22 protein-coding genes, 1 other RNA gene and 1 riboswitch are annotated in these 21,333 nt (G+C 71.8%); of the genes, 13 read left to right on the forward strand and 10 right to left on the reverse strand.

Going from position 1 to position 21,333, the window contains the following annotated elements:
- Positions 1–47 precede the first annotated feature (47 nt).
- The 4 genes from SCMU_RS12740 to SCMU_RS21000 all read left to right on the forward strand — a co-directional run bounded on the left by SCMU_RS12740 (position 48) and on the right by SCMU_RS21000 (position 2,460).
- The gene (locus SCMU_RS12740) at positions 48–650 is read left to right on the forward strand and encodes a GDSL-type esterase/lipase family protein (protein ID WP_229229506.1); all 603 of its coding nucleotides are present in this window, start codon (positions 48–50) and stop codon (positions 648–650) included.
- A gap of 117 nt (positions 651–767) precedes the next feature.
- On the forward strand, positions 768–1,595 hold the full coding sequence (locus SCMU_RS12745) for a DUF4097 family beta strand repeat-containing protein (RefSeq protein WP_229229507.1): 828 nt from the start codon (positions 768–770) through the stop codon (positions 1,593–1,595).
- The gene (locus SCMU_RS12750) at positions 1,595–2,311 is read left to right on the forward strand and encodes a PadR family transcriptional regulator (RefSeq protein ID WP_229229508.1); all 717 of its coding nucleotides are present in this window, start codon (positions 1,595–1,597) and stop codon (positions 2,309–2,311) included. Before SCMU_RS12745 ends, SCMU_RS12750 begins: the two co-directional genes overlap by 1 nt.
- Positions 2,312–2,385: 74 nt before the next feature.
- The gene (locus SCMU_RS21000; protein WP_369299106.1) at positions 2,386–2,460 is read left to right on the forward strand and encodes a 50S ribosomal protein bL37; all 75 of its coding nucleotides are present in this window, start codon (positions 2,386–2,388) and stop codon (positions 2,458–2,460) included.
- A gap of 80 nt (positions 2,461–2,540) precedes the next feature.
- On the opposite strand, the gene rsrA is transcribed toward SCMU_RS21000, so the two are convergent.
- Both rsrA and SCMU_RS12760 read right to left on the reverse strand, forming a co-directional pair.
- Positions 2,541–2,798, reverse strand: coding sequence for a mycothiol system anti-sigma-R factor (gene rsrA, locus SCMU_RS12755; RefSeq protein WP_229229509.1), 258 nt, complete (start codon positions 2,796–2,798; stop codon positions 2,541–2,543).
- The gene (locus tag SCMU_RS12760; RefSeq protein ID WP_443020317.1) at positions 2,795–3,502 is read right to left on the reverse strand and encodes a sigma-70 family RNA polymerase sigma factor; all 708 of its coding nucleotides are present in this window, start codon (positions 3,500–3,502) and stop codon (positions 2,795–2,797) included. The genes rsrA and SCMU_RS12760 overlap by 4 nt, the downstream gene beginning before the upstream one ends.
- A 233-nt stretch (positions 3,503–3,735) precedes the next feature.
- Between SCMU_RS12760 and SCMU_RS12765 the strand changes: the two genes are divergently transcribed.
- The 8 genes from SCMU_RS12765 to SCMU_RS12800 all read left to right on the forward strand — a co-directional run bounded on the left by SCMU_RS12765 (position 3,736) and on the right by SCMU_RS12800 (position 12,367).
- Positions 3,736–4,335: a DoxX family protein gene (locus SCMU_RS12765; protein WP_229229511.1), complete on the forward strand. Its 600-nt coding sequence runs from the start codon at positions 3,736–3,738 to the stop codon at positions 4,333–4,335.
- Positions 4,332–5,684: a 3-phosphoshikimate 1-carboxyvinyltransferase gene (aroA, locus tag SCMU_RS12770; protein WP_229229512.1), complete on the forward strand. Its 1,353-nt coding sequence runs from the start codon at positions 4,332–4,334 to the stop codon at positions 5,682–5,684. Before SCMU_RS12765 ends, aroA begins: the two co-directional genes overlap by 4 nt.
- 1 nt (position 5,685) lies before the next feature.
- A complete protein-coding gene (rsgA, locus tag SCMU_RS12775) occupies positions 5,686–6,813 on the forward strand; it encodes a ribosome small subunit-dependent GTPase A (RefSeq protein ID WP_229229513.1) in 1,128 nt (375 codons plus the stop codon).
- 114 nt (positions 6,814–6,927) lie between these two features.
- Positions 6,928–7,740: a histidinol-phosphatase gene (gene hisN, locus SCMU_RS12780; RefSeq protein ID WP_229229514.1), complete on the forward strand. Its 813-nt coding sequence runs from the start codon at positions 6,928–6,930 to the stop codon at positions 7,738–7,740.
- A 71-nt stretch (positions 7,741–7,811) separates the two neighbouring features.
- Positions 7,812–7,924: riboswitch (SAM riboswitch) on the forward strand.
- Between the two features lie 33 nt (positions 7,925–7,957).
- A complete protein-coding gene (locus tag SCMU_RS12785) occupies positions 7,958–9,412 on the forward strand; it encodes an aminotransferase class V-fold PLP-dependent enzyme (RefSeq protein ID WP_229229515.1) in 1,455 nt (484 codons plus the stop codon).
- 69 nt (positions 9,413–9,481) lie between these two features.
- A complete protein-coding gene (locus SCMU_RS12790) occupies positions 9,482–10,246 on the forward strand; it encodes a class I SAM-dependent methyltransferase (protein ID WP_229229516.1) in 765 nt (254 codons plus the stop codon).
- Positions 10,247–10,368: 122 nt separating this feature from the next.
- On the forward strand, positions 10,369–11,646 hold the full coding sequence (locus SCMU_RS12795) for an Nramp family divalent metal transporter (RefSeq protein WP_274602857.1): 1,278 nt from the start codon (positions 10,369–10,371) through the stop codon (positions 11,644–11,646).
- 10 nt (positions 11,647–11,656) lie between these two features.
- Entirely contained in the window at positions 11,657–12,367 is a 711-nt protein-coding gene (locus SCMU_RS12800; protein ID WP_229229517.1) for a metal-dependent transcriptional regulator, read from the forward strand.
- A gap of 1 nt (position 12,368) precedes the next feature.
- Here SCMU_RS12800 and SCMU_RS12805 read toward each other — a convergent pair whose 3' ends face one another.
- Entirely contained in the window at positions 12,369–12,770 is a 402-nt protein-coding gene (locus tag SCMU_RS12805; RefSeq protein WP_229229518.1) for a YrdB family protein, read from the reverse strand.
- 174 nt (positions 12,771–12,944) lie between these two features.
- Here SCMU_RS12805 and SCMU_RS12810 point away from each other — a divergent pair, with 174 nt between their 5' ends.
- Complete coding sequence (locus SCMU_RS12810) at positions 12,945–14,039, forward strand: IS110 family RNA-guided transposase (RefSeq protein WP_229229519.1); 1,095 nt, start codon at positions 12,945–12,947, stop codon at positions 14,037–14,039.
- Positions 14,040–14,329: 290 nt separating this feature from the next.
- On the opposite strand, the gene SCMU_RS12815 is transcribed toward SCMU_RS12810, so the two are convergent.
- The 7 genes from SCMU_RS12815 to ftsE all read right to left on the reverse strand — a co-directional run bounded on the left by SCMU_RS12815 (position 14,330) and on the right by ftsE (position 21,290).
- The gene (locus SCMU_RS12815; protein WP_229229520.1) at positions 14,330–15,697 is read right to left on the reverse strand and encodes an MFS transporter; all 1,368 of its coding nucleotides are present in this window, start codon (positions 15,695–15,697) and stop codon (positions 14,330–14,332) included.
- A gap of 130 nt (positions 15,698–15,827) precedes the next feature.
- Positions 15,828–16,196: a transfer-messenger RNA gene (gene ssrA / locus SCMU_RS12820) on the reverse strand.
- 121 nt (positions 16,197–16,317) lie between these two features.
- Positions 16,318–17,643: a glycoside hydrolase family 3 N-terminal domain-containing protein gene (locus SCMU_RS12825; RefSeq protein WP_229229521.1), complete on the reverse strand. Its 1,326-nt coding sequence runs from the start codon at positions 17,641–17,643 to the stop codon at positions 16,318–16,320.
- A 34-nt stretch (positions 17,644–17,677) separates the two neighbouring features.
- Positions 17,678–18,148 carry an SsrA-binding protein SmpB gene (gene smpB / locus SCMU_RS12830; protein ID WP_229229522.1) on the reverse strand — a complete coding sequence of 157 codons (471 nt, stop codon included), beginning with the start codon at positions 18,146–18,148 and terminating at the stop codon, positions 17,678–17,680.
- A gap of 40 nt (positions 18,149–18,188) precedes the next feature.
- A complete protein-coding gene (locus SCMU_RS12835) occupies positions 18,189–19,634 on the reverse strand; it encodes a M23 family metallopeptidase (protein ID WP_229229523.1) in 1,446 nt (481 codons plus the stop codon).
- Between the two features lie 28 nt (positions 19,635–19,662).
- Positions 19,663–20,577, reverse strand: coding sequence for a permease-like cell division protein FtsX (ftsX, locus tag SCMU_RS12840; RefSeq protein WP_229229524.1), 915 nt, complete (start codon positions 20,575–20,577; stop codon positions 19,663–19,665).
- Positions 20,574–21,290 carry a cell division ATP-binding protein FtsE gene (gene ftsE, locus SCMU_RS12845; protein ID WP_229229525.1) on the reverse strand — a complete coding sequence of 239 codons (717 nt, stop codon included), beginning with the start codon at positions 21,288–21,290 and terminating at the stop codon, positions 20,574–20,576. Before ftsE ends, ftsX begins: the two co-directional genes overlap by 4 nt.
- Positions 21,291–21,333: the final 43 nt, after the last annotated feature.

Raw genomic sequence — 21,333 nt, forward strand, 5'->3', positions numbered from 1 at the left:
GCCGAGGGCAGGGGCCGGCGGGGCCGGCGAGACGGACGGGAGTGTGGATGGCCCACGAGAGGAAGCTGCGGATTGCCGCGGTCGGCGACGAGCTGCTGGCGGGCGTCGGAGATCCGCGGGCGCTCGGCTGGCTGGGCCGGGTACTGGCCCGGACACCGCGGGAGGAGCTGGTCCTCGAGTCCTATGTGCTCGCGGCGCCGCAGGAGGGCACGGAGTCGCTGGCCGCGCGCTGGGAGGGCGAGGCCATGCGCCGCTTCGGCGACGGGTACGAGAACCGGCTCGTGGTCGGCCTCTCGGGCCGGGACATCGAGTTCGGCCTCTCCCCTGCGCGCAGCCGCCTCAACGTGGCCAACATCCTGGACTCGGCCCAGCAGAACAGCTGCGAGGTCTTCGTGGTCGGGCCGCCGCCCACGCTCGACCCGGTCCAGAACCGCCGCCTGGCCGAGCTGAACACTGCCTTCGCCGACGTCACGACTCGGCGCAACTACTACTACGTCGACACCTTCTCCCCGCTGCTCAACCACGAGCAGTGGCGCGGGGACCTCGCCTCGAACGCAGGCGCCGCGGGCCAGGCGGGCTACGGGCTGATCGCGTGGCTCGTGCTGCACCGCGGCTGGTTCCCCTGGCTGCGGCTGCCGCAGCCGCAATAGAGTCCGGGAACGCTCGAGGGGCCACGGCGATTTGCCGTGGCCCTTGCTTCAGTCCAAGACACGATATATCTTGTTGCTCAGAACGCGATATATCGCGTCATACCGCAGGAGGAGACTATGGAACCGGAGATCTGGTCAGTGACCGGGCCGCAGACCATTGACATCGAGGCGGTGTCCTCGCTGCGAGCCGGCATCGTCCGGGGCAGGCTCGACGTGATCGTCCACGACGCCCCGGGCGCCCGCGTCGAGATCTCGGAGGTGCGGGGCGAACCCGTGACCGTGACCCTGGCCGACGGCCGCCTCGACGTGCGCCACCGCGAGGAGGGCCCGCAGGGCTGGCTCAAGAGCTTCCTGGACACCGTGGCGGGGAACAGCCAGAACTACGCGGTCGTGAGCATTGCCGTCCCCCGTGGGACGATGGTCGAGCTCGCGACCGTGTCCGGGGAGGGCTTCGTCTCAGGCACCGGGCCCCTGACCCGGCTCAACACCGTGTCGGGGTCCCTGCTCGCCGACGGCACCGACGGCGAGCTGCACCTCAACACCGTGTCGGGGGACATCATTGCCCGAGGGCACGCGGGGACCCTGACCGCCAAGACGGTCTCCGGTGAGGTCACCGCCTCCGGCGCCCTCGACGACGTCCGCGCGACCTCGGTCTCCGGGGACGTCTCGATCGACATCTCCGGCCGCTGCCGCACGCTGGCCGCGACCATGGTGAGCGGGGACCTCACGGTCCGCATCCCGCAGGACGTCGGCGTGGACCTCGCCGCGACGATGGCCAGCGGCCGGGTCGTCGTGGACGACGAGCGCTTCCGCGCCACGGCCGGCAAGGTCAACGCCGAGCTCGGCCCGAAGGACGGCCGCATGACCCTGCGGGCCAAGGCCGTCTCCGGCGACATCTCGGTGGTCCACGCTCCAGCCGCGGCCCCTGCGGAGGGCGAGCACTGATGGTCCCCCCGGTCTTCGCCCACGGTGCCCTGCGCCTGTACCTGCTGGCGCTGCTCGAGGACGGCCCCAAGCACGGATATGAGCTCATCAAGGCCCTGAGCGACCGGTTCGGCGGCACCTACTCCCCCAGCGCCGGCACGGTGTACCCGCGGCTCGGCAAGCTCGAGGAGGAGGGCCTCGTGGCCACGGTGCAGGAGGGACGCCGCACCGTCTACTCGATCACCGACGCCGGGCGCGCCGAAGTGGCCGAGAGGCGCGGCGAGCTCGCCGACGTCGAGCAGGACATCTCGGCCTCGGTGCGTCGCCTCGCCGACACCCTGCGGGACGAGCTGCGGGCCAGCATGCGCGGCCTGCGGGCCGATCTCGCGGCGACCGCCGAGACGGCGCGGCAGGCCGCCAAGCAGGCCAGCAGGCAGGCGCCCGGAGCGGGCCAGGGCCGCGCGCCGTCCTCCCCGTCGGGCGCGCACGACGGCGGGGGCGCACCGGCGGCGGGCGCCGGACCATCGGCGGGCAGCGCCACCGGGAGGGCCGAAACGCTCCGAGACAATCGCGGGCCCCTGGCCGAGGCAGAGATGCTCATCCGCGACTTCCGGGACGACATGAGGATCGAGCTGCGCTCCTACGCGGCGACGCATGCCGTCACGGACGTGGCGCTCGCCGCGCTCCGCGAGGCGCTCGACGCGACGCGGACGGCCATCCGCCGCGCACTGCGCTAGACTGGACGACGGCCTTCTTGGCCACTCGCCCCCTCACGGGGGCCACCAGTGAAGTCGAACGAAGGAGGCCAGCCATGAGCAAGCGTGCACGCAAGCGCCGTGACCGCAAGCGCGGCGGCGCGAACCACGGGAAGCGCCCCAACACCTGAGGTGCCCCTTGGTCCGCGATGCGGAACAGAGCGAGGCCCCGGACCGATGCGGTCCGGGGCCTCGCTGCGTGTCGGGAGTCTCAGGCCTCGGCGCGCAGCCCGTGGATCTTGCCCAGGATGGAATCCTTGAGCGACGCGGGAGCCTGCTCGTGGCAGCTGCGCTTCATGGCGGAGCGGATCATGCACTCGAGGTCGTGCTCACCGAGGCACTCGGGGCAGGACTCGAGATGGGAGCGGATCTCGGCCACCTCGTGGGCCGGAAGGGCACCGTCGAGGTACTCGTACAACCGGTGGAGGCGGCTGTCGTCACAGTCGCCCAAGCCCTGGCAATCGCTCATTGTTCCTTCTCCTGGGATGCTGCTGCGGCGCGGGCGCCAGCGAAGCCGCGCTCTGCGGCGTAGTCGGCGAGGCGGTCACGGAGCATCTTCCGGCCGCGGTGCAGCCTGCTCATGACCGTGCCGATCGGGGTGTTCATGATCTCCGAGATCTCCTTGTACGCGAAGCCCTCCACGTCCGCGAAGTACACCGCGAGGCGGAACTCCTCGGGGATCGACTGGAGCGCGTCCTTGACGTCGGAGTCGGGCAGGTGGTCGAGGGCCTCGGCCTCCGCCGAGCGGAGGCCGCTCGAGGTGTGCGACTCCGCGCGCGCGAGCTGCCAGTCCTCGACGGAATCCGTCTGGGCCTGCTGGGGTTCGCGCTGGCGCTTGCGGTACAGGTTGATGTACGTGTTCGTGAGGATCCGGTAGAGCCAGGCCTTGAGGTTCGTGCCGGGCTTGTACTGGTGGAAGGCCGCGAAGGCCTTGGCGTACGCCTCCTGGACGAGGTCCTCGGCGTCGGCCGGGTTCCGGGCCATCCGCATCGCCGCGGAGTAGAGCTGGTCCACGTACTGCATGGCATCCCGCTCGAAGCGCTCGCGGCGCTCGTCGTCCGTCTCGGATCCTCTGTCGGCGCGCACGATCGGCTCGGCCGTCGCGCGGTCCCGGGCCCGATCTCCTTGGGGGTCAGCAGTGCTCATCGCCGCCCAGTCTACTGTTGCCGGCATCACCGGGCCTGCGATGACTGCGTCGCGGTCAAGGACCAGCACTCGGCTCCCTCCTCCATCTCCCGGACATCGGGCTCCCTGTACCTCAGGGCGTCTCTCGGACAGCAGGCACAACGCGGGGCTAAAAGGAAAATATTCCCCGAAGGTGGGAGACTGGGCCGTAGCCCGAGAAGTACCGAACCGCGCTGGATCGCGCAGGAACCGCGCATCCAACGCGCCTGTAAGGAGGCCCCATGTCTGCAGTACGTCTCATCGCCCGACCGCTCCTCGGCAGCTCGTTCATCGTCGCGGGCGCCTCGAAGCTGAAGAACGCGGACGACACGGCGGAGCAGCTCTCGCCAGCGCTGCGTCGGGCGGCGGACGCACTCCCTGTGCACGTGGACGAGAAGCTCCTCGCACGCGCTGTGGGCGCGAGCCAGCTCGGCGCCGGAGTCCTGTTCGCGCTCGGCAAGGCGCCCCGCCTCTCCGCCTCGGTGCTGGCCATCACGAGCGCCCTCAACGCGTTCGTCGAGTGGCGCAGCGCGGACATCAGCACCCCGGACGGGCGCGGAGCCCGCCGCTCGGGCCTGCTGAAGAACCTCTCGCTGCTCGGTGGCGTGCTCCTCGCGAGCGTGGACACGGACGGCCGGCCCTCACTCGCCTGGCGTGCACAGAACGTCGCGGCCGACGCCTCCAAGGCGGGCCGCCGCCGGCTCGCCAGCGCGGAGAAGGGCATCGCCGACGCGCAGAAGACCACCGGCAAGGCGCTCAAGAAGGCCGCCCGCACGGCGGAACGAACGGTGCGCTCCGCCGCGAAGGATGCCCGCGGCGCGGCCTCGGACGTCTTCGCGTGACGGTCGCCTGGCCGGCGCCGTTCGCAGACGGGCCCGTTGACGCGACGGTGACCGTTCCGGGTTCGAAGTCGCTCACCAACCGCTACCTCGTCCTGGCCGCACTCGCCGACGGCACCTCGCGGCTCAGGGCACCCCTGCACTCGCGCGACTCCGCGCTCATGGTCGGCGCGCTGCGCGCCCTGGGCGCGACCGTCACCGAGGTCGAAGGCGACGGCGAGTACGGCCCGGACCTCGAGGTCGAGCCGATCCCGGCCGCCGGCAGGGACCTCGGGAGCGCGGCCGTGGACTGCGGCCTGGCCGGGACGGTCATGCGCTTCGTGCCGCCGCTCGCCGCGCTGGCCCGCGGCGAGATCGCGTTCGACGGCGATCCGCACGCCCGCGTCCGTCCGATGGGCCCGGTGATCGATGCCCTCGATGCGCTCGGGGTCAGGCTCTCGGCGCCCGGCGCGCCCGGTGCGCGGCCGTCCTCGCTCCCCTTCACCGTCCACGGCTCCGGGGAGGTCCGCGGCGGCCACGTCGCCGTGGACGCGAGCGGCTCGAGCCAGTTCGTCTCTGCCCTCCTTCTGGCGGGCGCGCGCTTCACGGAGGGGCTGCACCTCGAGCACGTGGGCCCCCCGGTCCCGAGCCTGGACCACATCGCGATGACGGTCGAGGTCCTCCGCGGCGTGGGCGTCGAAGTCGACGACACGGTGCCCCATCATTGGCGGGTGGCACCCGGGCCCATCCGTGCGTTCGACGTCCGGATCGAGCAGGACCTCTCCAACGCCGGCCCGTTCCTCGCGGCCGCGCTCGCGACCCGCGGCACGGTCCGTGTCCCCAACTGGCCCGAGCACACCACCCAGGTGGGCGACGCATGGCGCGAGATCCTGCCGAGGCTCGGCGCCACCGTGACGCTCGACGGCGGCACCCTCACCGTCCGCGGCGGGGAGCGCATCACCGGCGCAGAGCTCGCGGACACGAGCGAGCTCGCGCCGACCGCGGCCGCCCTGTGCGCCCTCGCCGACTCGCCGTCGCGCCTGACCGGCATCGCCCACCTCCGCGGCCACGAGACCGACCGCCTCGCCGCGCTCGTGACCGAGATCACTCGCCTCGGCGGCGACGCCGAGGAGACCGAGGACGGACTGGTGATCCGGCCCGCGAAGCTGCACGGCGCCGTCGTGCGCTCCTATGCGGACCACCGCATGGCGACCGCCGGGGCGATCTGGGGGCTCGCCGTGCGCGGCGTCGAGGTGGAGGACATCGCCACGACCGCCAAGACCATGCCCGAGTTCCCCGAGATGTGGGCGCGGATGCTGGGGCGGGCCCCGGAGGTCTCGGCGGCGGGGCCCGTCGACGGGGCCCGCGCCTAGCATGGCCCAGCGCGAGTGGGACGAGAGCGACGTCCGGATCCGGCCCAACAAGCGTGGCACCAGGCCGCGGACCAAGGACCGCCCGAGCCACGAGGACGCCGTCATCGGGCGGATCGTGACGGTGGACCGCGGCCGGTACACGGCCATCGTCGAGGAGGACACCCCAAAGGAGCGGCTCGTGGTCGCCGCCCGGGCCCGCGAGCTGCGCCGCACGCCCGTGGTGCCGGGCGACTTCGTGGGCCTCGTCGGCGACGTGAGCGGCCTGCCGGACACGCTCGCCCGGCTTGTGCGCGTCGAGGAGCGGGAGACGCTCCTGCGGCGCAGCGCGGACGACACCGACCCTGTCGAGCGGGCCGTCGTGGCGAACGCGGACCAGCTCGTGATCGTCGTCGCCGCCGCCAACCCCGAACCGCGCACCGGGTTCATCGACCGCGCGCTCGTCGCGGCGTACGACGCCGGGATCGAGCCCCTCCTGCTCGTCACCAAGGCTGACCTCAAGGACCCCGCCGAGCTGCTGGCGAACTATGACCTGCTGCCGCTCACCGTTGTGGTGAGCCGGACGGCCGAGACGGGCGACGACGTGTCTGGCGAATCCGGGGGTGCGGGGATCGACGCGCGCAGCGCGGACGGCACCTCGGCGAAGCTCGACGACGAGGCCGTCGCCGCCCTGCGCGCCGAGCTCGACGGCCACGTGACCGTGCTCCTCGGGCACTCCGGCGTGGGCAAGTCCACCATGGTGAACGCGCTCACGGGCGCCGACCGCGCCACGGGAGGGGTCAACGCGGTGACGGGCCGCGGCCGCCATACCTCCTCGTCCGCGCTCGCGCTCCGTCTGGCCGATGCCCCTCCGGGGAGCTGGATCATCGACACGCCGGGCATCCGCTCGTTCGGGCTGGCCCACGTGGACCCGGACCGCATCCTGCATGCGTTCGCCGACCTCGAGCCGGGCATCGAGGGGTGCTCCCGGGGCTGCCGCCACGATGCGTCCGCCGTGGACTGCGGGCTGGACGCGTGGGTCGCCGAGGGCCACGCGGGCGACGCCGGGCCGGCCCGCCTCGCGTCTCTGCGCCGCCTCCTGGGCGCGGGCCCGCGGGAGGAATCCCAGGAGACCAAGGAACTCGGCACCTAGCCACCCCGTCTCGGGTACGCGATCTCGCGTACCCGAAACGGACGTGGGCGGGATTTCGCGTACCCGAGAGGGAGCCTCACGCGTCGGCTGGCCGCGCCACGATAGCGTGGGTCCATGACCTCAGCGACCGAGACGTACAACGACGACCTCCGCCTCGCCCACGTGCTGGCGGACTCGGTCGACGCGCAGACCATGGAGCGGTTCAAGGCGCTCGACCTCAAGGTCGAGACCAAGCCGGACCTCACCCCCGTGACCGACGCCGACCGCGCGGCCGAGGAGGCCATCCGCGGGCAGCTGTCCCGCTCGCGTCCGCGCGACGCGGTGATCGGCGAGGAGTTCGGCACCACGGGCCACGGCTCGCGCCGCTGGATCATCGACCCGATCGACGGGACGAAAAACTTTGTCCGCGGCGTCCCGGTGTGGGCCACGCTCATCGCCCTCGCGGACGGCGACGAGATCGTGGTCGGGGTCGTGAGCGCCCCGGCCCTCGGGCGCCGCTGGTGGGCCGCGCGGGGCGCCGGCGCGTACACCGGCCGCTCGCTCGCCTCGGCCACGAGGCTCAAGGTCTCCAACGTCTCCACCCTCGGGGACGCCTCGCTCTCCTACTCGTCGCTGTCCGGCTGGAAGGAGCGCGGGAGCCTCGACGACTTCCTCGGCCTGACGGACGAGGTGTGGCGCACCCGGGCGTACGGCGACTTCTGGTCCTACTGCCTCGTCGCCGAGGGCGCGGTCGACATCGCCACCGAGCCCGAGCTGGCCCTCTACGACATGGCCGCTCTCGTTCCGATCGTCACCGAAGCCGGGGGCCGGTTCACGTCGCTCGACGGCGCGGACGGACCCTGGGGCGGCAACGCCCTCGCGACCAACGGGATCCTGCACTCCGAGGTGCTCGCGAAGCTCAGCCCCGCCAATGACGACCTCGTCTAACGCGTCACGCACGTAATACTGGGCCGCCACGCGTGCGCCACCGCGCCCGCGTGGCCTAGTGTTCTTCGCAAGGTCACGAGTGCCAGCGCGAAACCCCGGTTTGCTGGCCGGCAACCCTCCTCCGCGGCGGGGTGCCCCGGGTGACGACCTGGCCGGTCCGGAACGGATACGGCAAGCGCGGACCCCCTCGAGGGTCCCTCCAGCGTGAGGAACGCCCATGACCTCTGCCCTGTCCGCCCCTGCCGTCCCGGCGACGACCGCCACGGCCCTCGAGCCAGCACGCTCCATCTCCCCCGAGTGGCGCAGCCGGTTCCCCGATGCGCTCGAGCCGCTCGCCGCCGTCGTGGGCGCAGACCTCCGCACCCCGCTCGCGGGCGGAGGCGACGTCCGCTACGCGAACCTCGACTACGCCGCGTCCGCCCCCGCGCTGGCCGAGGTCGCAGCCCACCTCAACGAGGTCCTGCCGTTCTACGCGAGCGTGCACCGCGGCGCCGGCTACGCATCGCAGGTGAGCACGAGCGTGTACGAGAACGCCCGCGGGACCGTGCGCGCGTTCGTCGGCGCGCGCCCCGACGACGCCGTCGTCTTCACGAGGAACACCACGGACTCGCTCAACCTCCTGGCCGGCTGCGTGCCGGACGGACAGGACGTGCTCTACCTCGACATCGAGCACCACGCGAACCTGCTGCCGTGGCAGGCCCGCGCCCACCGCAGCGTGGCCGCGGCGCCGACGATCGCCGAGACCCTCGGGCGTCTGGAGACCGAGCTCGCGGCCGGCGGCGTGGCCCTGCTCGCGGTGACCGGGGCGTCGAATGTCACCGGCGAGGTCCTCCCCCTCGACAAGCTCGCCACGCTCGCCCACACCTACGGCGCCCGGATCGCGGTCGATGCCGCGCAGCTGGCCCCGCACCGGCGCATCACGGTCGCCGCGCGAGACGAGGCCACGGCGATCGACTACCTCGCCTTCTCCGGGCACAAGCTCTACGCACCGTTCGGCGCGGGCGTGCTCGTGGGCCGCCCGGACTGGCTCGACGCCGGACGGCCGCATCTCGCCGGCGGCGGGGCGGTGCGCGAGGTTGGGCTCGAGTCGGCGAGCTGGGCGCAGGGCCCTGCGCGGCACGAGGCCGGCTCGCCCAACGTCCTCGGCGCAGCGACGCTGGCCCGCGCGGCGCACGTGCTCGGCGCCCTCGACCCCGCGGCATGGCACCGCCATGAGCAGCAGCTCCGCAATGCCCTCGTCGCCGGCCTGGGCAACATCGAGGGCGTGACAATGCACCGCCTCTTCGCCGACTCGGAGTCCGCGATCGGGGTGGTGAACTTCTCGGTTGCCGGGCACGACGCCGGTCTGGTTGCCGCCTACCTGTCCGCCGAGCACGGTGTGGGGCTGCGCGACGGCCGCTTCTGCGCGCACCCGCTCCTCGCGCGCCTGGGGCTGCCGGCCGGGTCGCTCCGGGCGAGCTTCGGGCTCGGGTCGCGCCTCGAAGACGTCGAGCGGCTGCTGGCCGGTCTTGAGCAGCTGACCCGGCGCGGTCTCGGCATCGACTACAGGATCGACGAGGGCCGCTGGGTACCCGCCCAGGACACGCGGCCGTTCCCTGTCTGGGCGCCGAACACGCCCGGCACCGCGGGAGCCGCACCGTGCCTGGCGGAGGGACAGCCCGGCGGCCAGTGAGCGGCGTCGTGCGCTGCCCGTAGAGTGGGGAAGCCGGGCCGAAACCGGGGCCGGCGGGGAGGGCGGGGCATGAAGCGCGGCGGACCGAAGTACGACGACGCACGACGGCGCGAGCTCGCCGGGGCGTTCGCCGCCGGCGGGGAGCACTACGAGAGGGTGCGGCCCGGGTATCCGCCGGAGGCAGCCGAGTGGATCGTGCCCGAGGGGGCGCGATCCGCCGTGGACCTGGGCGCCGGGACGGGGAAGTTCACCGAGCTCCTGGTCGCTAGAGGGCTCGAGGTGACGGCGGTGGACCCGTCCGAGGACATGCTCGCCCAGCTCGGCGGCCGGCTGCCGGGCGTCAGGTGCGTCGTGGCGCCGGCCGAGCACACGGGCCTGCCCGACGGATCGGCGGATGTCGTGGTCGCGGCCCAGGCGTGGCATTGGTTCGACACGGAGGCCGCGACCCGGGAGGCGGCGCGGCTGCTGCGGCCGGGCGGTCGCGTGGGCCTCGTGTGGAACCAGCTCGACACGAGCGTGCCGTGGGTGCACCGCCTGTCCCGCATCATGCATGCGGGGGACGTCCACAAGCCCGACTATCACCCGCCGTCGGGGCCGGAGCTCGTGGGCTGGGAACCGCTGGTCATCCCGTGGCATGACAGCGTGACCCCCGAGGGTCTCGTCGAGCTCACCAAGTCGCGCAGCTACTACCTGCGTGCCTCCGAGAAGCACCGCCGGAAGGTCGAGGAGAACCTCGCATGGTATCTGTTCGAGCATCTCGGCCACTCCCCCGGCGAGGTGCTCGCCCTGCCGTACATTGCCCAGGCCTGGCGGGCCACCGAGGCGCCGCTCTGACCCGGGCGCCCGCGCGAACTTGCCGCGGGCACTCGCGCCCTCCTAGTATTTAGGCATACCGAAAATGTGTGTTTGGGCCTTCCTAAGCACCTGGCAGAAGGCAGCGAGGGGGCTGGGAGACGGTGGGCAAGGCGCTCAAGACGGACCGGTCCGCTGCGACCCGGCGCGCCCGGTGGTCCCTGTTCTTCGGCGTCCTCGGACCGGCCTTCGTGGCCTCAGTCGCCTACGTGGACCCCGGCAACGTCGCCGCGAACCTCACCGCGGGCGCGAGGTACGGATACCTCCTCATGTGGGTGCTCGTGCTCGCGAACCTCATGGCAATGCTCATCCAGTACCTCTCGGCGAAGCTCGGGATTGTCACCGGGCGCACGCTGCCCGAGCTGCTCGGGCAGCGCTTCCGCCCCCGCCCCCGGCGGCTGTACTGGGCGCAGGCGGAAATCGTCGCCCTCGCCACCGATCTGGCCGAAGTGGTGGGCGGCGCGCTGGCCCTGCACCTGCTCTTCAGGATCCCGCTGCCCCTCGGAGCAGTGATCGTCGGGGCAGTGTCGATGGCGATCCTTGCTGTCCAGGACTTCAGGACGCAGCAGAAGTTCGAGCTCGCGATCGTCGCCCTCCTCGCGGTGATCACGGTCGGCTTCCTGGCCGGCCTCGCCCTGAGCCCGCCGAATCCCGCAGGGATGGCAGGCGGCCTCGTGCCGCGGTTCGACGGGCCCGACTCCGTGCTCCTTGCCGCATCGATGCTCGGCGCGACCGTCATGCCCCACGCGATCTACGTCCACTCCGCCCTCTCGCGGGACCGGCACCGCGCGGACCCGGACAAGCACCCTGGCGAGCCGGCGATCCGGCGCCTCCTGCGCGGCACCCGGGTGGACGTCGTCGTGGCGCTCGGCGTGGCCGGCGTCGTGAACATCGGCATGCTGGTGCTGGCGGCGTCGACCCTCGCGGGCACCGAGGGCACGGACTCGATCGAAGGCGCCCACGCGGCGATCGAACAGGCGCTCGGGCCGGTGGTCGGCGTGGTGTTCGCCGTAGGGCTCCTCGCGAGCGGGCTCGCCTCGACCGCCGTCGGCTCCTACGCCGGTGCCACGATCATGGAAGGGCTGCTGGAGCGCAGGATTCCCCTCGTGCTGCGGCGCGCGATCACCCTCGCCCCTTCCGTGGCCCTCCTCTCCTTCGGGGTGGACCCGACGTGGGCGCTCGTGGTCAGCCAGGTGGTCCTCAGCTTCGGCATCCCCTTCGCCCTGATCCCCCTCATCCGCCTCAGCACCTCCCCGGCCGTGGTCGGGGAGCACACCCTGCGGCCCGTCCTCGTCGTGGCGTCCTGGCTCAGCGCGGCCCTCGTGGTCGTGCTGAATGTCGCGCTGCTCGTGCTCACTCTGACGCCGTTCGGCGGCGGGTAGGGTGGTCGGTGTGAAAAGCCAGCTCTCGTCCTCGACCGAGGACTACCTGAAGACGATCTACGCCTTCACGGAGTGGCAGGACACCCCCATCACCTCCTCCCAGCTGGCCGCCCGGCTCGGCGTGGCCAACTCCTCGGTCTCCGAGATGGTCCGCAAGCTCAAGGACCTGGGCCTCGTCGACCACCGCCCGTACGGCGCCGTGCGCCTCACCGAGGAGGGTGAGCGCGTCGCGCTGACGATGGTCCGGAGGCATCGGCTCCTCGAGACCTTCCTCGTCACCGAACTCGGCTACAGCTGGGACGAGGTGCACGTCGAGGCCGAGCGCCTCGAGCACGCAGTCTCCGACCTGTTCGTCGAGCGGCTCGACGCCAAGCTGGGCCGGCCCCAGCGCGACCCCCACGGCGACCCCATCCCCACGGGCGCAGGAGTCGTGCCGCGGATCCGCGCCCACCGCCTCAGCGAGCTCGACCCGGGCCACGAAGGCACCATCACACGCATCAGCGACGAGAACCCGGAGCTCCTCCGCTACCTCGCGGACGAGCAGATCACACTCGATGCCGACCTGACGGTGGTGCGCCGGAAGCCTTTCGGCGGACCGCTCGTCGTCCAGATCGGCCGGGGCGACACCTCACGCGACTTCGACGTGGCGGACGAGGTAGCCGACGCCGTCTGGGTGCACAGCGCCCACAGCCACCCGGGCTGCACCGTGGGCGAGGGCTGATTCAGCCCAGCCGGCGGAGCCGATAGGCGAGCACGGTGTCCGCGATCGCGATGGCAATCATCACTGCACCGGCCCACTGCCCCAGGGCGAGCAGCCCAGCCCCGACCACCACGAACAGCGCGAGAGCGGCCAGCGGCCGCCACGGCCAGGGGATCCGCCTCCTCGCGCGGGGCGCCATGAACAGCGCCCACGCCACGACGAACACTGCCGCCACGGCCAGTCCGAGCACCACTCCCCCCGCGCCCGGGACGAGCCTGCTGCCGATGTACCAGCACGCGCCGAGCGCCGCCACCTCGAGGACGAACGCGAGCACGCCGTGCAGCACCCCCCATGGCCCCGGCGGGAGCTCCGAACCCGCTGGGGCACGGCGCGCGTCGCGCCGGCGCGTCCCGTCACTGCTCATGGGTCCCCTCCGTCCGTGTCGGCACCCCCGTCGGGTTCGGTGGCACGATCCTAGACGGTATGGAGTGACCGCCTTGTGTGGGTGGTTGCGGGCCGGGGCCTCTCTCGCGCAGATTCGTGGGTTACCGGACAGAGTCCCCTGCCCGGCCTATCCGACATGCGTGGGGAGGCCCCGGTGTTCATTGAGCGTACGAGTGTTGGTCTGGATGTGCACGCCCGTTCGGTCGCGGCGGCGGCGATCGACGGGGTGACCGGCGAGCTGGTGCAGACCAGGCTTGCCCCGTCCCAGGAGGCCATCAGCGGATGGCTCGCCGGCCTGCCGGGCCCGATCGCCGTGGTCTACGAGGCCGGCCCGACGGGATTCGGACTTTCGAGGGCCTTGACCTCACAGGGAGTCAGGTGCGTGGTCGCCGCCCCGTCCAGGCTGCAGCGCCCGTCGGGGGACCGGGTCAAGACCGATTCCCGGGACGCGGTGCATCTGGCCAGGCTGCTGCGCCTGGACGAGGTCACCCCGGTCGCGGTCCCGACCGTGGCGCAGGAGTCCGCCCGGGATCTGGTGCGGGCGAGGGAGGACTGCCGCGGGGACCTGATGCGGGCCCGGCACCGGCTCTCCAAGCTGCTCCTGCGGTATGGGATTGTCTATGACGGCGGGGACGCCTGGACGGGGGCCCACGACGTCTGGCTTCGGAAGGAGGCACTTCCTCAGCTGTTGTCCCCGGCGACCAGGATGGCGTTCGACTCCGACTACGAGGCGGTGCTGACGGTCAGGGCCCGCCGCGACCGGCTCGATGCCGCGATCGGGCAGCTCGCCGCCGTCAGCGAGTTCGCCCCGCTCGTGCACCGGCTGGGCTGCCTGCGCGGGGTCAGTACCCTGACGGGGTTCGCCCTCGCGGTGGAGATCGGGGACTGGCGCCGGTTCACTGGGGCCACGATCGGTTCCTTCGTCGGCCTGACGCCCTCGGAGCACTCCTCCGGCGCCTCCCGGGCGCAGGGGCCGATCACCAAGACCGGGAACGCCCACGTCCGCAGGCTCCTGGTGGAGGCCGCCTGGCACCACCGGGCCCGGTATGTGGCCGGCAAGACCATGCGCGACCGATGGGACCTGGCCCCGGCCGCGGCCCGCGTGCGCGGCGATGAGGGCAACCGGCGCCTGCACGAGAGGTGGGTGGGCTTCCTCGAGCGGCGCAAGCGCCCCACCGTGGCCAACGTCGCAATCGCCCGCGAGCTGGCCGGGTGGTGCTGGTCGCTGGCAGTCATGGACGACGACTGACCCCCGCCGCCCACAGACCGCTTCGCCGGATCCCACAGAGGTCGGCGGCAGCGCGTGGAGCCACCCGCGGCACAGCTATGAACAGGCACCCCAGAGGGGGGCCCACGTTCGCTCCTAGACACGCGGACCGACTCCAGCCGAACCACCGTCCTGCGGTAGCCAATCCGCGCATATCAGCCTGACCGCGCGTCGCCAACGACACGCTCGCCGACCACCCCCTCCAGCGAAGCACAGAGGCGCCGCCGGGACCTCCTCCCGGCGGCGCCTCACCCTGCCCACTTGACAGCAGCTCACTCCATATCAGCTGTCCGGATCCAGAGCGCGGACGTCACCGCGGCGGCGGCGAGCAGGACGGCGGTCGCCGTGGCCCCCCGGCGGAACCCCACGTCGTCGAGCGCTCCCCCGGTGATCGCACCCGACGCCGCGATGGCCACGAGCGAGGCGATCCTCGCGACCGCGTTGTTCACCGCCGACCCGACGCCCTCCGACCCGCGCGGTACCGCCCCGAGCACCGTAGAGGTCAGCGGCGCGACCATCACCGCGAGCCCGAGGCCCAGGAGCACCATGGGGCCGAAGACGTTCCGCCAGTACTCGAGGGGAGGTGCGGGGACGGCGAGCCAGATGAACCCCACGGCCGCGATCGCCGGGCCGGCCGCCATGGGCAGACGCGGCCCCGTGCGGGCCGCGACGCGCGCCACTCGGCTCGAGAGGAAGAGCATGGGAAGGGTCGCCGGGAGCATCCCGAGGCCGGCCTCAAACGCCGTGAGCCCCATCCGCTGCTGCAGGTAGAGGCCCACGAGGAACGAGCCGAGCCCCAGCGCCCCATAGGCCCACAGGGTGGCCGCGTTGCCCGCGGCGAACGCCCGCTCGCGGAACAGGCGCAGGGGGAGCTGCGGCGCGGCCGCGCGGTGCTGCCGCACGAGGTACGCTGCGCCGGCGGCGATGCCGACGGCGAGCGACACGAACACCACCGGGTGGGCCCACCCGAGGGCAGACTGCCAGATCAGGCCCAGCACGAGCCCGCCGAGGCTCGCGACGCTGAGCAGTGCGCTCACGACGTCGAACGGTCCCGTCTGCCTCTCGGGCGGCCGTGCGGCACGGCGTAGCAGCAGGAGGGGACGGGCCAGCACGGCCGCGGGGATGAGGTTGATGAGGAAGACGAACCGCCAGCTGCTCAGCGTCACGATGGCCCCGCCGATGAACGGGGCCGCCACGGAAGCCGCCGCCGTCCAGGCCGTCCACTGCGCGATGAGGCGCATCCTCTCCGGGCCGCCCGCCGAGGCGGTGATGAGGGCGAGGGCGCTCGGGGTGATGACCGCGCCCGCGGCGCCCTGGAGGATGCGGCCGGCCACGAGGACGGTCCCGGTCGGCGCGAGCCCGCACGCCACCGAGGTCACCGTGAACGCGACAGCGCCCGCGAGCAGCAGGCGCTCGGTGCCGTACCGGTCCGCGAGGGCGCCCGCAGCGAGGATGAGCGCGCCGAGGGTCAGCAGGTAGCCGTCGACCACCCACTGCTGCAGCACGAGCCCGCCGCCGAGCTCGCGCTGGATCGCGGGCAGCGCGAGGCTGACCGCCGTCGAGTCGACGATCACGAGGCAGCTCGACGTCACGGCCGCGACGAGGACACGGCGCAGGCTGTGCCCGCTGGCGACGTTCACAGGCCTATCCTGCCTTCCCCGGGACGGGAGAAACAGCACTCGGAGGAAACAGGCACCGGGAGAACCGCGCCGGGAGGAACGGGCAGAGAAAAAGAGCACCCCCGGTCCGAAGACCGGGGGTGCTCACGCAGGGTGGAGATGGGGGGAATTGAACCCCCGTCCGGTGCGGCTTCGCCAGGTATTCTCCGGGCGCAGTGTGCGTTGGGATTTCTCGGCCCCAGCCATCATGCACACCAGTGGCTGGCCCGGGCCCAGTCGCCTTAGAGTCCCGACAGCTCCGACGACGAAAGCTGCCAGCAGTGGCTATCTCAATGACGCCAGGATCCGGGACGATAGCATTCCCGGGCTGACGGACTTGCTCGCTACTTAGGCAGCGAGGGCGAAGTCAGTGCGCTTAGAGTTGGCACTTATTGGTTTGCAGAGAGCGTTGACGAGATGACTCTGCATCCTCGGCCCGCTTCCCCTGTCTCGACCTACACCGTCGAAACCGATCATCCCCGTATGTGGTTGTCAAACCGCCCCGGGCTTGCGCCCGGCGCCCCGGCGGCTGCGTGAACCACCCGGAACAGCAAGTATAGCGCGCACCGGCACCGCAATATTCCTGCGGCCTCCGGCCCCGGTCACCGGGGCAGGAGGCCGGCCCGGTCCTTGGCCTCGAGCACGGCCAGCGCAGCCGCGTCGACGGTCCGGGCGAACGCGGGATCGGTCTTCGCGCGGTCCACCATGCCCTGCCAGACGCGGGGCGCGAGCTGGGCGTTCGTGCACAGGACCATGGTGCCGCCTGCGGCGAGGAATCCGGTACCACGGTCCTCGGCGGCGACGCCGGAGAGCTGGACGGCGTCGCAGAGGTCATCGGAGACGACGATGCCACGGAACCCGAGATCGCCGCGGAGCATTCCCTGGATGACGGTCGGCGAGAAGACCGCGTCGTTGCCGGGGTCGATGGCGGAATAGCGCGCGTTGGAGATCATCATCCAGGGCACCCCGGACCTGACCCCGTCCGCGAACGGCGCGACGTAGGGGTCGTGGCGACCCGTGACGCTGTCCGTGACGCCGGCCGACGTGTCGGTGTTCGCGGTGACCCGGCCGAGGCCGGGGAAATGCTTTGCCGTCGCGGCCACGCCCGCATCAGCCATTCCCTGGGCGAATGCGAGTCCGTGGGCCGACACGGCCTGAGCGGTGTAGCCGTACTCCCGCTGGAACCGGCCGATCGGCGCGTTCTGCGGCGCGAATGCGGCGGACGGGACGGTATCCATGACCGGTGCGAGGTTCACGTTCACGCCCGCGGCCGCGAGCTCGCGGCCCCACACCGCGGCCGCGGCGCGCAGGGCGCCGGGATCCATCCCGCCCTGGGCGAGCGCGGTCGGGATCTCGGAGAACCCCGGGCCGCGCAGGATCTGGACCTGGCCGCCCTCCTGATCGGTCGCGACGAACTGCCCCACCCCGAGCGTTGCGGCGGGGGTGGCCTCGGCCTTGAGCGCTGCGACGACGCCGGCCACGGCGGCCGCCCCGGCGGTGGTGCGCCCCTTGAGGAAGACGTTGCCCACGTGCAGGCGGCGAAGCGCGTCGAGGATCGCCGCATCTGGTCCCGTGACGGGCGAGCTGACCATCATGACCTGCCCCACGCGTTGCTCGAGGCTCATCGACGCGAGCAGGGTGGCGGCACGGCTCGCAGGCGGCGGAACGCCGGGAGCGGACGACGGCGCCGGGCCACCCGGGGTGCTCGGCGGCGCCGTGGCGCCGGTCGAACCGCCGGGCGTCGCCGGCTGCGTCGCGGTGGGGATCCCCGCCGAGGGCGCCGCCTCCGACGGCGCGGCCGGGGGCGCCGTCGTGCGCTCCCCCGCCTGTCCGAGGAGCCTTGGGAGGGCCAGCGCGGCCACGGCAGCGAGGACTGCGACGATCCCGGTCGCGACCGCGGCCCAGATCCTCAGGTTCTGCCGTGCCATGGAGCCTCCCGTCCCTTCCGGCCTCGGCCGCATCTCAGCGGCGGTTGCGCGCCCTCATCTCACGGAGGGCCTCGCGCTTGTCCTGGGCCTCGCGCAGCGCCTGGCGCTTGTCGTAGTCCCTCTTGCCCCGTGCAAGCGCGATCTCGACCTTGGCGCGTCCATCACTGAAGTAGACCTGCAGCGGGACCACCGTGAGGCCGGATTCGTTGACCTTGTGCTCGATCTTGATCAGTTCCTCGCGGTGCAGGAGGAGCTTCCGCTTCCGCTTCGACGGGTGGTTGGTCCACGAGCCCTGCGAGTACTCCGGGATGTTGACCGCCTCGAGCCAGAGCTCGCCCCGGTCAAAGTGGCAGAACCCCTCGCCGAGGGAGATGTGGCCCTCGCGGAGGGACTTCACCTCAGTGCCCATGAGCACGAGCCCGGCCTCCCAGGTGTCGATGATCTCGTAGTCGTGCCGGGCCTTGCGGTTGGTGGCCACGACCTTCCGGCCACTCTCTCTGGGCACGGCAGAACTCCTCGTCTCACGGGGGCGGAATCAAGACAGTTTACAGCAGGCCCATCGGGTCCACGGGGCGGCCGTTGAGCCACGTCTCGAAGTGCGCGTGGCAGCCCGTCGAGTTGCCTGTGCTGCCCGAGTACGCGATGACCTGCCCTTGGCTGACCTGTTGGCCCGGCGATACCACAACTCTCGTGTTGTGGTAGTAGACCGTAGTCAGCGAGTTCCCCTGAATGACGCCGTGGGAGATCATGACCGTCCACCCGCCGCCGCCGTTGGTCCAGCCGCCGACCGTGACGGTGCCCGCAGCGGCGGCATGGACCGGCGTGCCGCAGGCGGCCCCGAAGTCGATGCCGGTGTGCATGTAGCCGCCGGTTCCGTAGAAGTCGATCGTGCCAGGCGGCGTCGCGCGCCATCCGAAGCCGGAGGTGATGGGGATGTTGCCGTCGAACGGGTGGATCAGGCCGAAGGCGGAGGGCGAGCCGACCTGGACCGCCTGGTCCCGCACCTGCTGGGCCGCCGCCTCCGCAGCCGCCTGAGCCTGGCCCGCGGCAAGCGCTGCCGCCCGCGCCTCGGCCGCCCGTTGCTCCGCGATGCGCCGCTGCTCGGCTTCCCAGGCCTCGCGCAGCTTCCGGTCCCGCTCGGCGATCTCGGCCGCGACCTGGTCCTGCTGGGCCTTGACGTCCGCGATCTGCTGCTGGATCGCGGGGCGCTGCGCTTCGAGTTCGCGACTGAGCCGCCCCGTGTCGTCGACGAGCTTGTCCACCGCCGCCTTCTTCGCCGCGGCGTCGTCCCTCGCGGCCTGCTCCTTCTTGAGGGCCTCGTCCGCCTTGGCCTTGAGATCTGTGATCTCCGCCTCGACGGCGCTGAGCCGGGCCTGCGAGTTCACGTTCGCCGCGTTCTGCTGGGCCAACTGCTCGAGGGCGCTGTTCTGGCTCTCCATGACCGTGTCGGCGAGGTCGAGGGACCCCGTCAGCGAGCTCTGGTCCCCAGATCCGAGCATGATGCCGATGTTCGAGGGGACGCCGCCGGACATGTACGACTCGCTCGCGATCTCGCCGATGAGCTTCTTGGTGCTGTCCATCTTGCCGCGGTCCGAGGCGAGCTGCGCGGTGATCTTGGCCTTGTTCTGCTGGGCGGCGTCGACGCGCACGGCGAGGGCGTTGACCTCGTTGGTCGCTGCGGTGACGCGCCCTTGGGCGTCCAGGAGCGCCTGCTGGGCGCCGGGCAGCTGGGCCTGGTAGGTGGCAAGGTCCGCGGCCGTCTGCTGGATCTTCCCGTCGAGGAACTCGAGGGACTCGCGGACGTCCTGGGCGCGCTGGTCGAGCTGCGCCTTCTGGTCGTCCAGATTGTCCGCCGTCGCGGCCGGACCGGTCACGGCGGAACCGGTGACCGAGAGGCCGACGACGAGGGCGACCGTTGCGGACAGGCCCGCGACCCTGAGGATCCCGGCGCGGAATCCTCCGGGAGCGGCACCCCGTGTCGGTGTCGACATGCTCATCCTTGGCTCGCCTCCTGCCGGCCTAGACCTTGAGATACCGACGGAGGGTCAGCATCGATGATGTGCCCGCGAGGACCACGCCCAGTGCGATCAGCAGGGGGGCGAGCACGAGGGTCTGGGACGGCGAGATGAATGCCGTCCCGGGATACTGGGCTGTGAGGACGTCGCCGAGGAAGAACTTCGCCACCGCCCACAGCGTGCCCGAGGCGAGCACGGCCCCGACGACCGCCGCGATCGTCCCCTCGAGGACGAACGGCAGCTGGATCATGAGCTTGGACGCCCCGACGAGCCGCATGATCCCGGTTTCGCGGCGCCTGCTGAACGCCGAGAGCCTGATCGTGGTGGCTATCAGCAGGATCGCGCAGACGATCATGATCCCGGCGATCACGATCGCTACGAGCGAGGCCGCGTTCATGACCGAGAACAGCCGCTCGAGCACTTCCCGCTGGTCGCTGACGAGGCGCACGCCGGGGCGCGAGGAGAATGTCTCCGAGATGATCTGGTACTTCTGCGGGTCCTTGAGGTTGACCCGGAAGGACGCGGGCAGCTGGTCCGGGGTGACGGAGTCCACGATCGGCGAGTTGGCGAACTGCTCGCGGTAGTGCTGGTAGGCCTCTTCCTGCGACTCGTAGTGGTAGTCGGCCACGTACTGGGACACGGCGGGCGAGGCGAGGAGGCTCTCGAGCGAGGCGCGCTGATCGTCGGTGACCGCGCCGGACGCGCAGCCGGGGGCCTTCGAGGTGCCGTTGCACAGGAAGATCGCGACCTGCACGCGGTCGTACCAGTAGCCCTTCATCTGGTTGATCTGGAGCTGGAGCATGCCGGCCGCACCCACGAACGTGAGGGACACGAACGTCACGAGGACCACGGAGACCACCATGGTCACGTTCCTGCGGAGTCCCCCGGCGATCTCGCCGAGGATGAACGCGGCTCTCATGCGCCCTCCCCCTGGTTCACCGCGGGGATCATCGAAGTGTAGAGGGCCTTGGCCTCATCGCGGACCACTCGACCGTCCACCAGCTCGATCACGCGCTTGCGCATCGAGTTGACGATGTCCGTGTCGTGCGTGGCCATGACCACAGTGGTGCCGTTCTGGTTGATGCGGTCGAGGACCGCGGTGATGCCCTGGCTCGTCGTGGGGTCGAGGTTGCCGGTGGGCTCGTCGGCGAGGAGGATTCCCGGGCGATTCACGACGGCGCGCGCGATCGCCACGCGCTGCTGCTCGCCGCCGGAGAGCTCGTGGGGCATGCGGTGCTCCATCCCCTCGAGCCCCACGGTCTTGAGCACCTCGGGGACCGCGTCGCGGATGATCGCCCTGCTGCGGCCGATCACCTGCATCGCGAACGCGACATTGGCGAACACGTTCTTCTGCGGCAGCAGGCGGAAGTCCTGGAACACGACGCCGATCCCGCGGCGGAGGCGGGGCACGCGCCAGCTGGGCAGGGAGGCGACGTTCTGCCCGGCGACGAGGACCGAGCCGCTCGTGGCGCGGTCCTCCCGCATCACCAGACGGAGGAACGTGGACTTGCCCGACCCGGACGCGCCGACGAGGAACGCGAACTCGCCGCGCTCGATCTCCAGGCTCACGGAATCGAGCGCGGGCCTGGCCTTGCGGTCGTAGACCTTCGTGACATTCTCGAAGCGGATCATGGCTTTCGGGCCCGTCGGGACGCACGCGTCCTGCGCCCGGCGC

It is taken from the genome of Sinomonas cyclohexanicum (assembly GCF_020886775.1).
Lineage (GTDB): Bacteria > Actinomycetota > Actinomycetes > Actinomycetales > Micrococcaceae > Sinomonas > Sinomonas cyclohexanicum.

What these genes read in the sequence shown, in the direction of transcription:
- SCMU_RS12765 (WP_229229511.1), top strand. Translation starts at nt 3,736, where the DNA reads ATGTCTGCAGTACGTCTCATCGCCCGACCGCTCCTCGGCAGCTCGTTC.
- SCMU_RS12745 (WP_229229507.1), top strand. Translation starts at nt 768, where the DNA reads ATGGAACCGGAGATCTGGTCAGTGACCGGGCCGCAGACCATTGACATC.
- ftsX (WP_229229524.1), bottom strand. Translation starts at nt 20,577, where the DNA reads ATGAGAGCCGCGTTCATCCTCGGCGAGATCGCCGGGGGACTCCGCAGG.
- SCMU_RS12825 (WP_229229521.1), bottom strand. Translation starts at nt 17,643, where the DNA reads ATGGCACGGCAGAACCTGAGGATCTGGGCCGCGGTCGCGACCGGGATC.
- rsgA (WP_229229513.1), top strand. Translation starts at nt 5,686, where the DNA reads ATGGCCCAGCGCGAGTGGGACGAGAGCGACGTCCGGATCCGGCCCAAC.
- SCMU_RS12760 (WP_443020317.1), bottom strand. Translation starts at nt 3,502, where the DNA reads ATGCCGGCAACAGTAGACTGGGCGGCGATGAGCACTGCTGACCCCCAA.
- SCMU_RS12805 (WP_229229518.1), bottom strand. Translation starts at nt 12,770, where the DNA reads ATGAGCAGTGACGGGACGCGCCGGCGCGACGCGCGCCGTGCCCCAGCG.
- hisN (WP_229229514.1), top strand. Translation starts at nt 6,928, where the DNA reads ATGACCTCAGCGACCGAGACGTACAACGACGACCTCCGCCTCGCCCAC.
- SCMU_RS12835 (WP_229229523.1), bottom strand. Translation starts at nt 19,634, where the DNA reads ATGTCGACACCGACACGGGGTGCCGCTCCCGGAGGATTCCGCGCCGGG.
- SCMU_RS12740 (WP_229229506.1), top strand. Translation starts at nt 48, where the DNA reads ATGGCCCACGAGAGGAAGCTGCGGATTGCCGCGGTCGGCGACGAGCTG.
- SCMU_RS12750 (WP_229229508.1), top strand. Translation starts at nt 1,595, where the DNA reads ATGGTCCCCCCGGTCTTCGCCCACGGTGCCCTGCGCCTGTACCTGCTG.
- SCMU_RS12785 (WP_229229515.1), top strand. Translation starts at nt 7,958, where the DNA reads ATGACCTCTGCCCTGTCCGCCCCTGCCGTCCCGGCGACGACCGCCACG.
- rsrA (WP_229229509.1), bottom strand. Translation starts at nt 2,798, where the DNA reads ATGAGCGATTGCCAGGGCTTGGGCGACTGTGACGACAGCCGCCTCCAC.
- ftsE (WP_229229525.1), bottom strand. Translation starts at nt 21,290, where the DNA reads ATGATCCGCTTCGAGAATGTCACGAAGGTCTACGACCGCAAGGCCAGG.
- SCMU_RS12790 (WP_229229516.1), top strand. Translation starts at nt 9,482, where the DNA reads ATGAAGCGCGGCGGACCGAAGTACGACGACGCACGACGGCGCGAGCTC.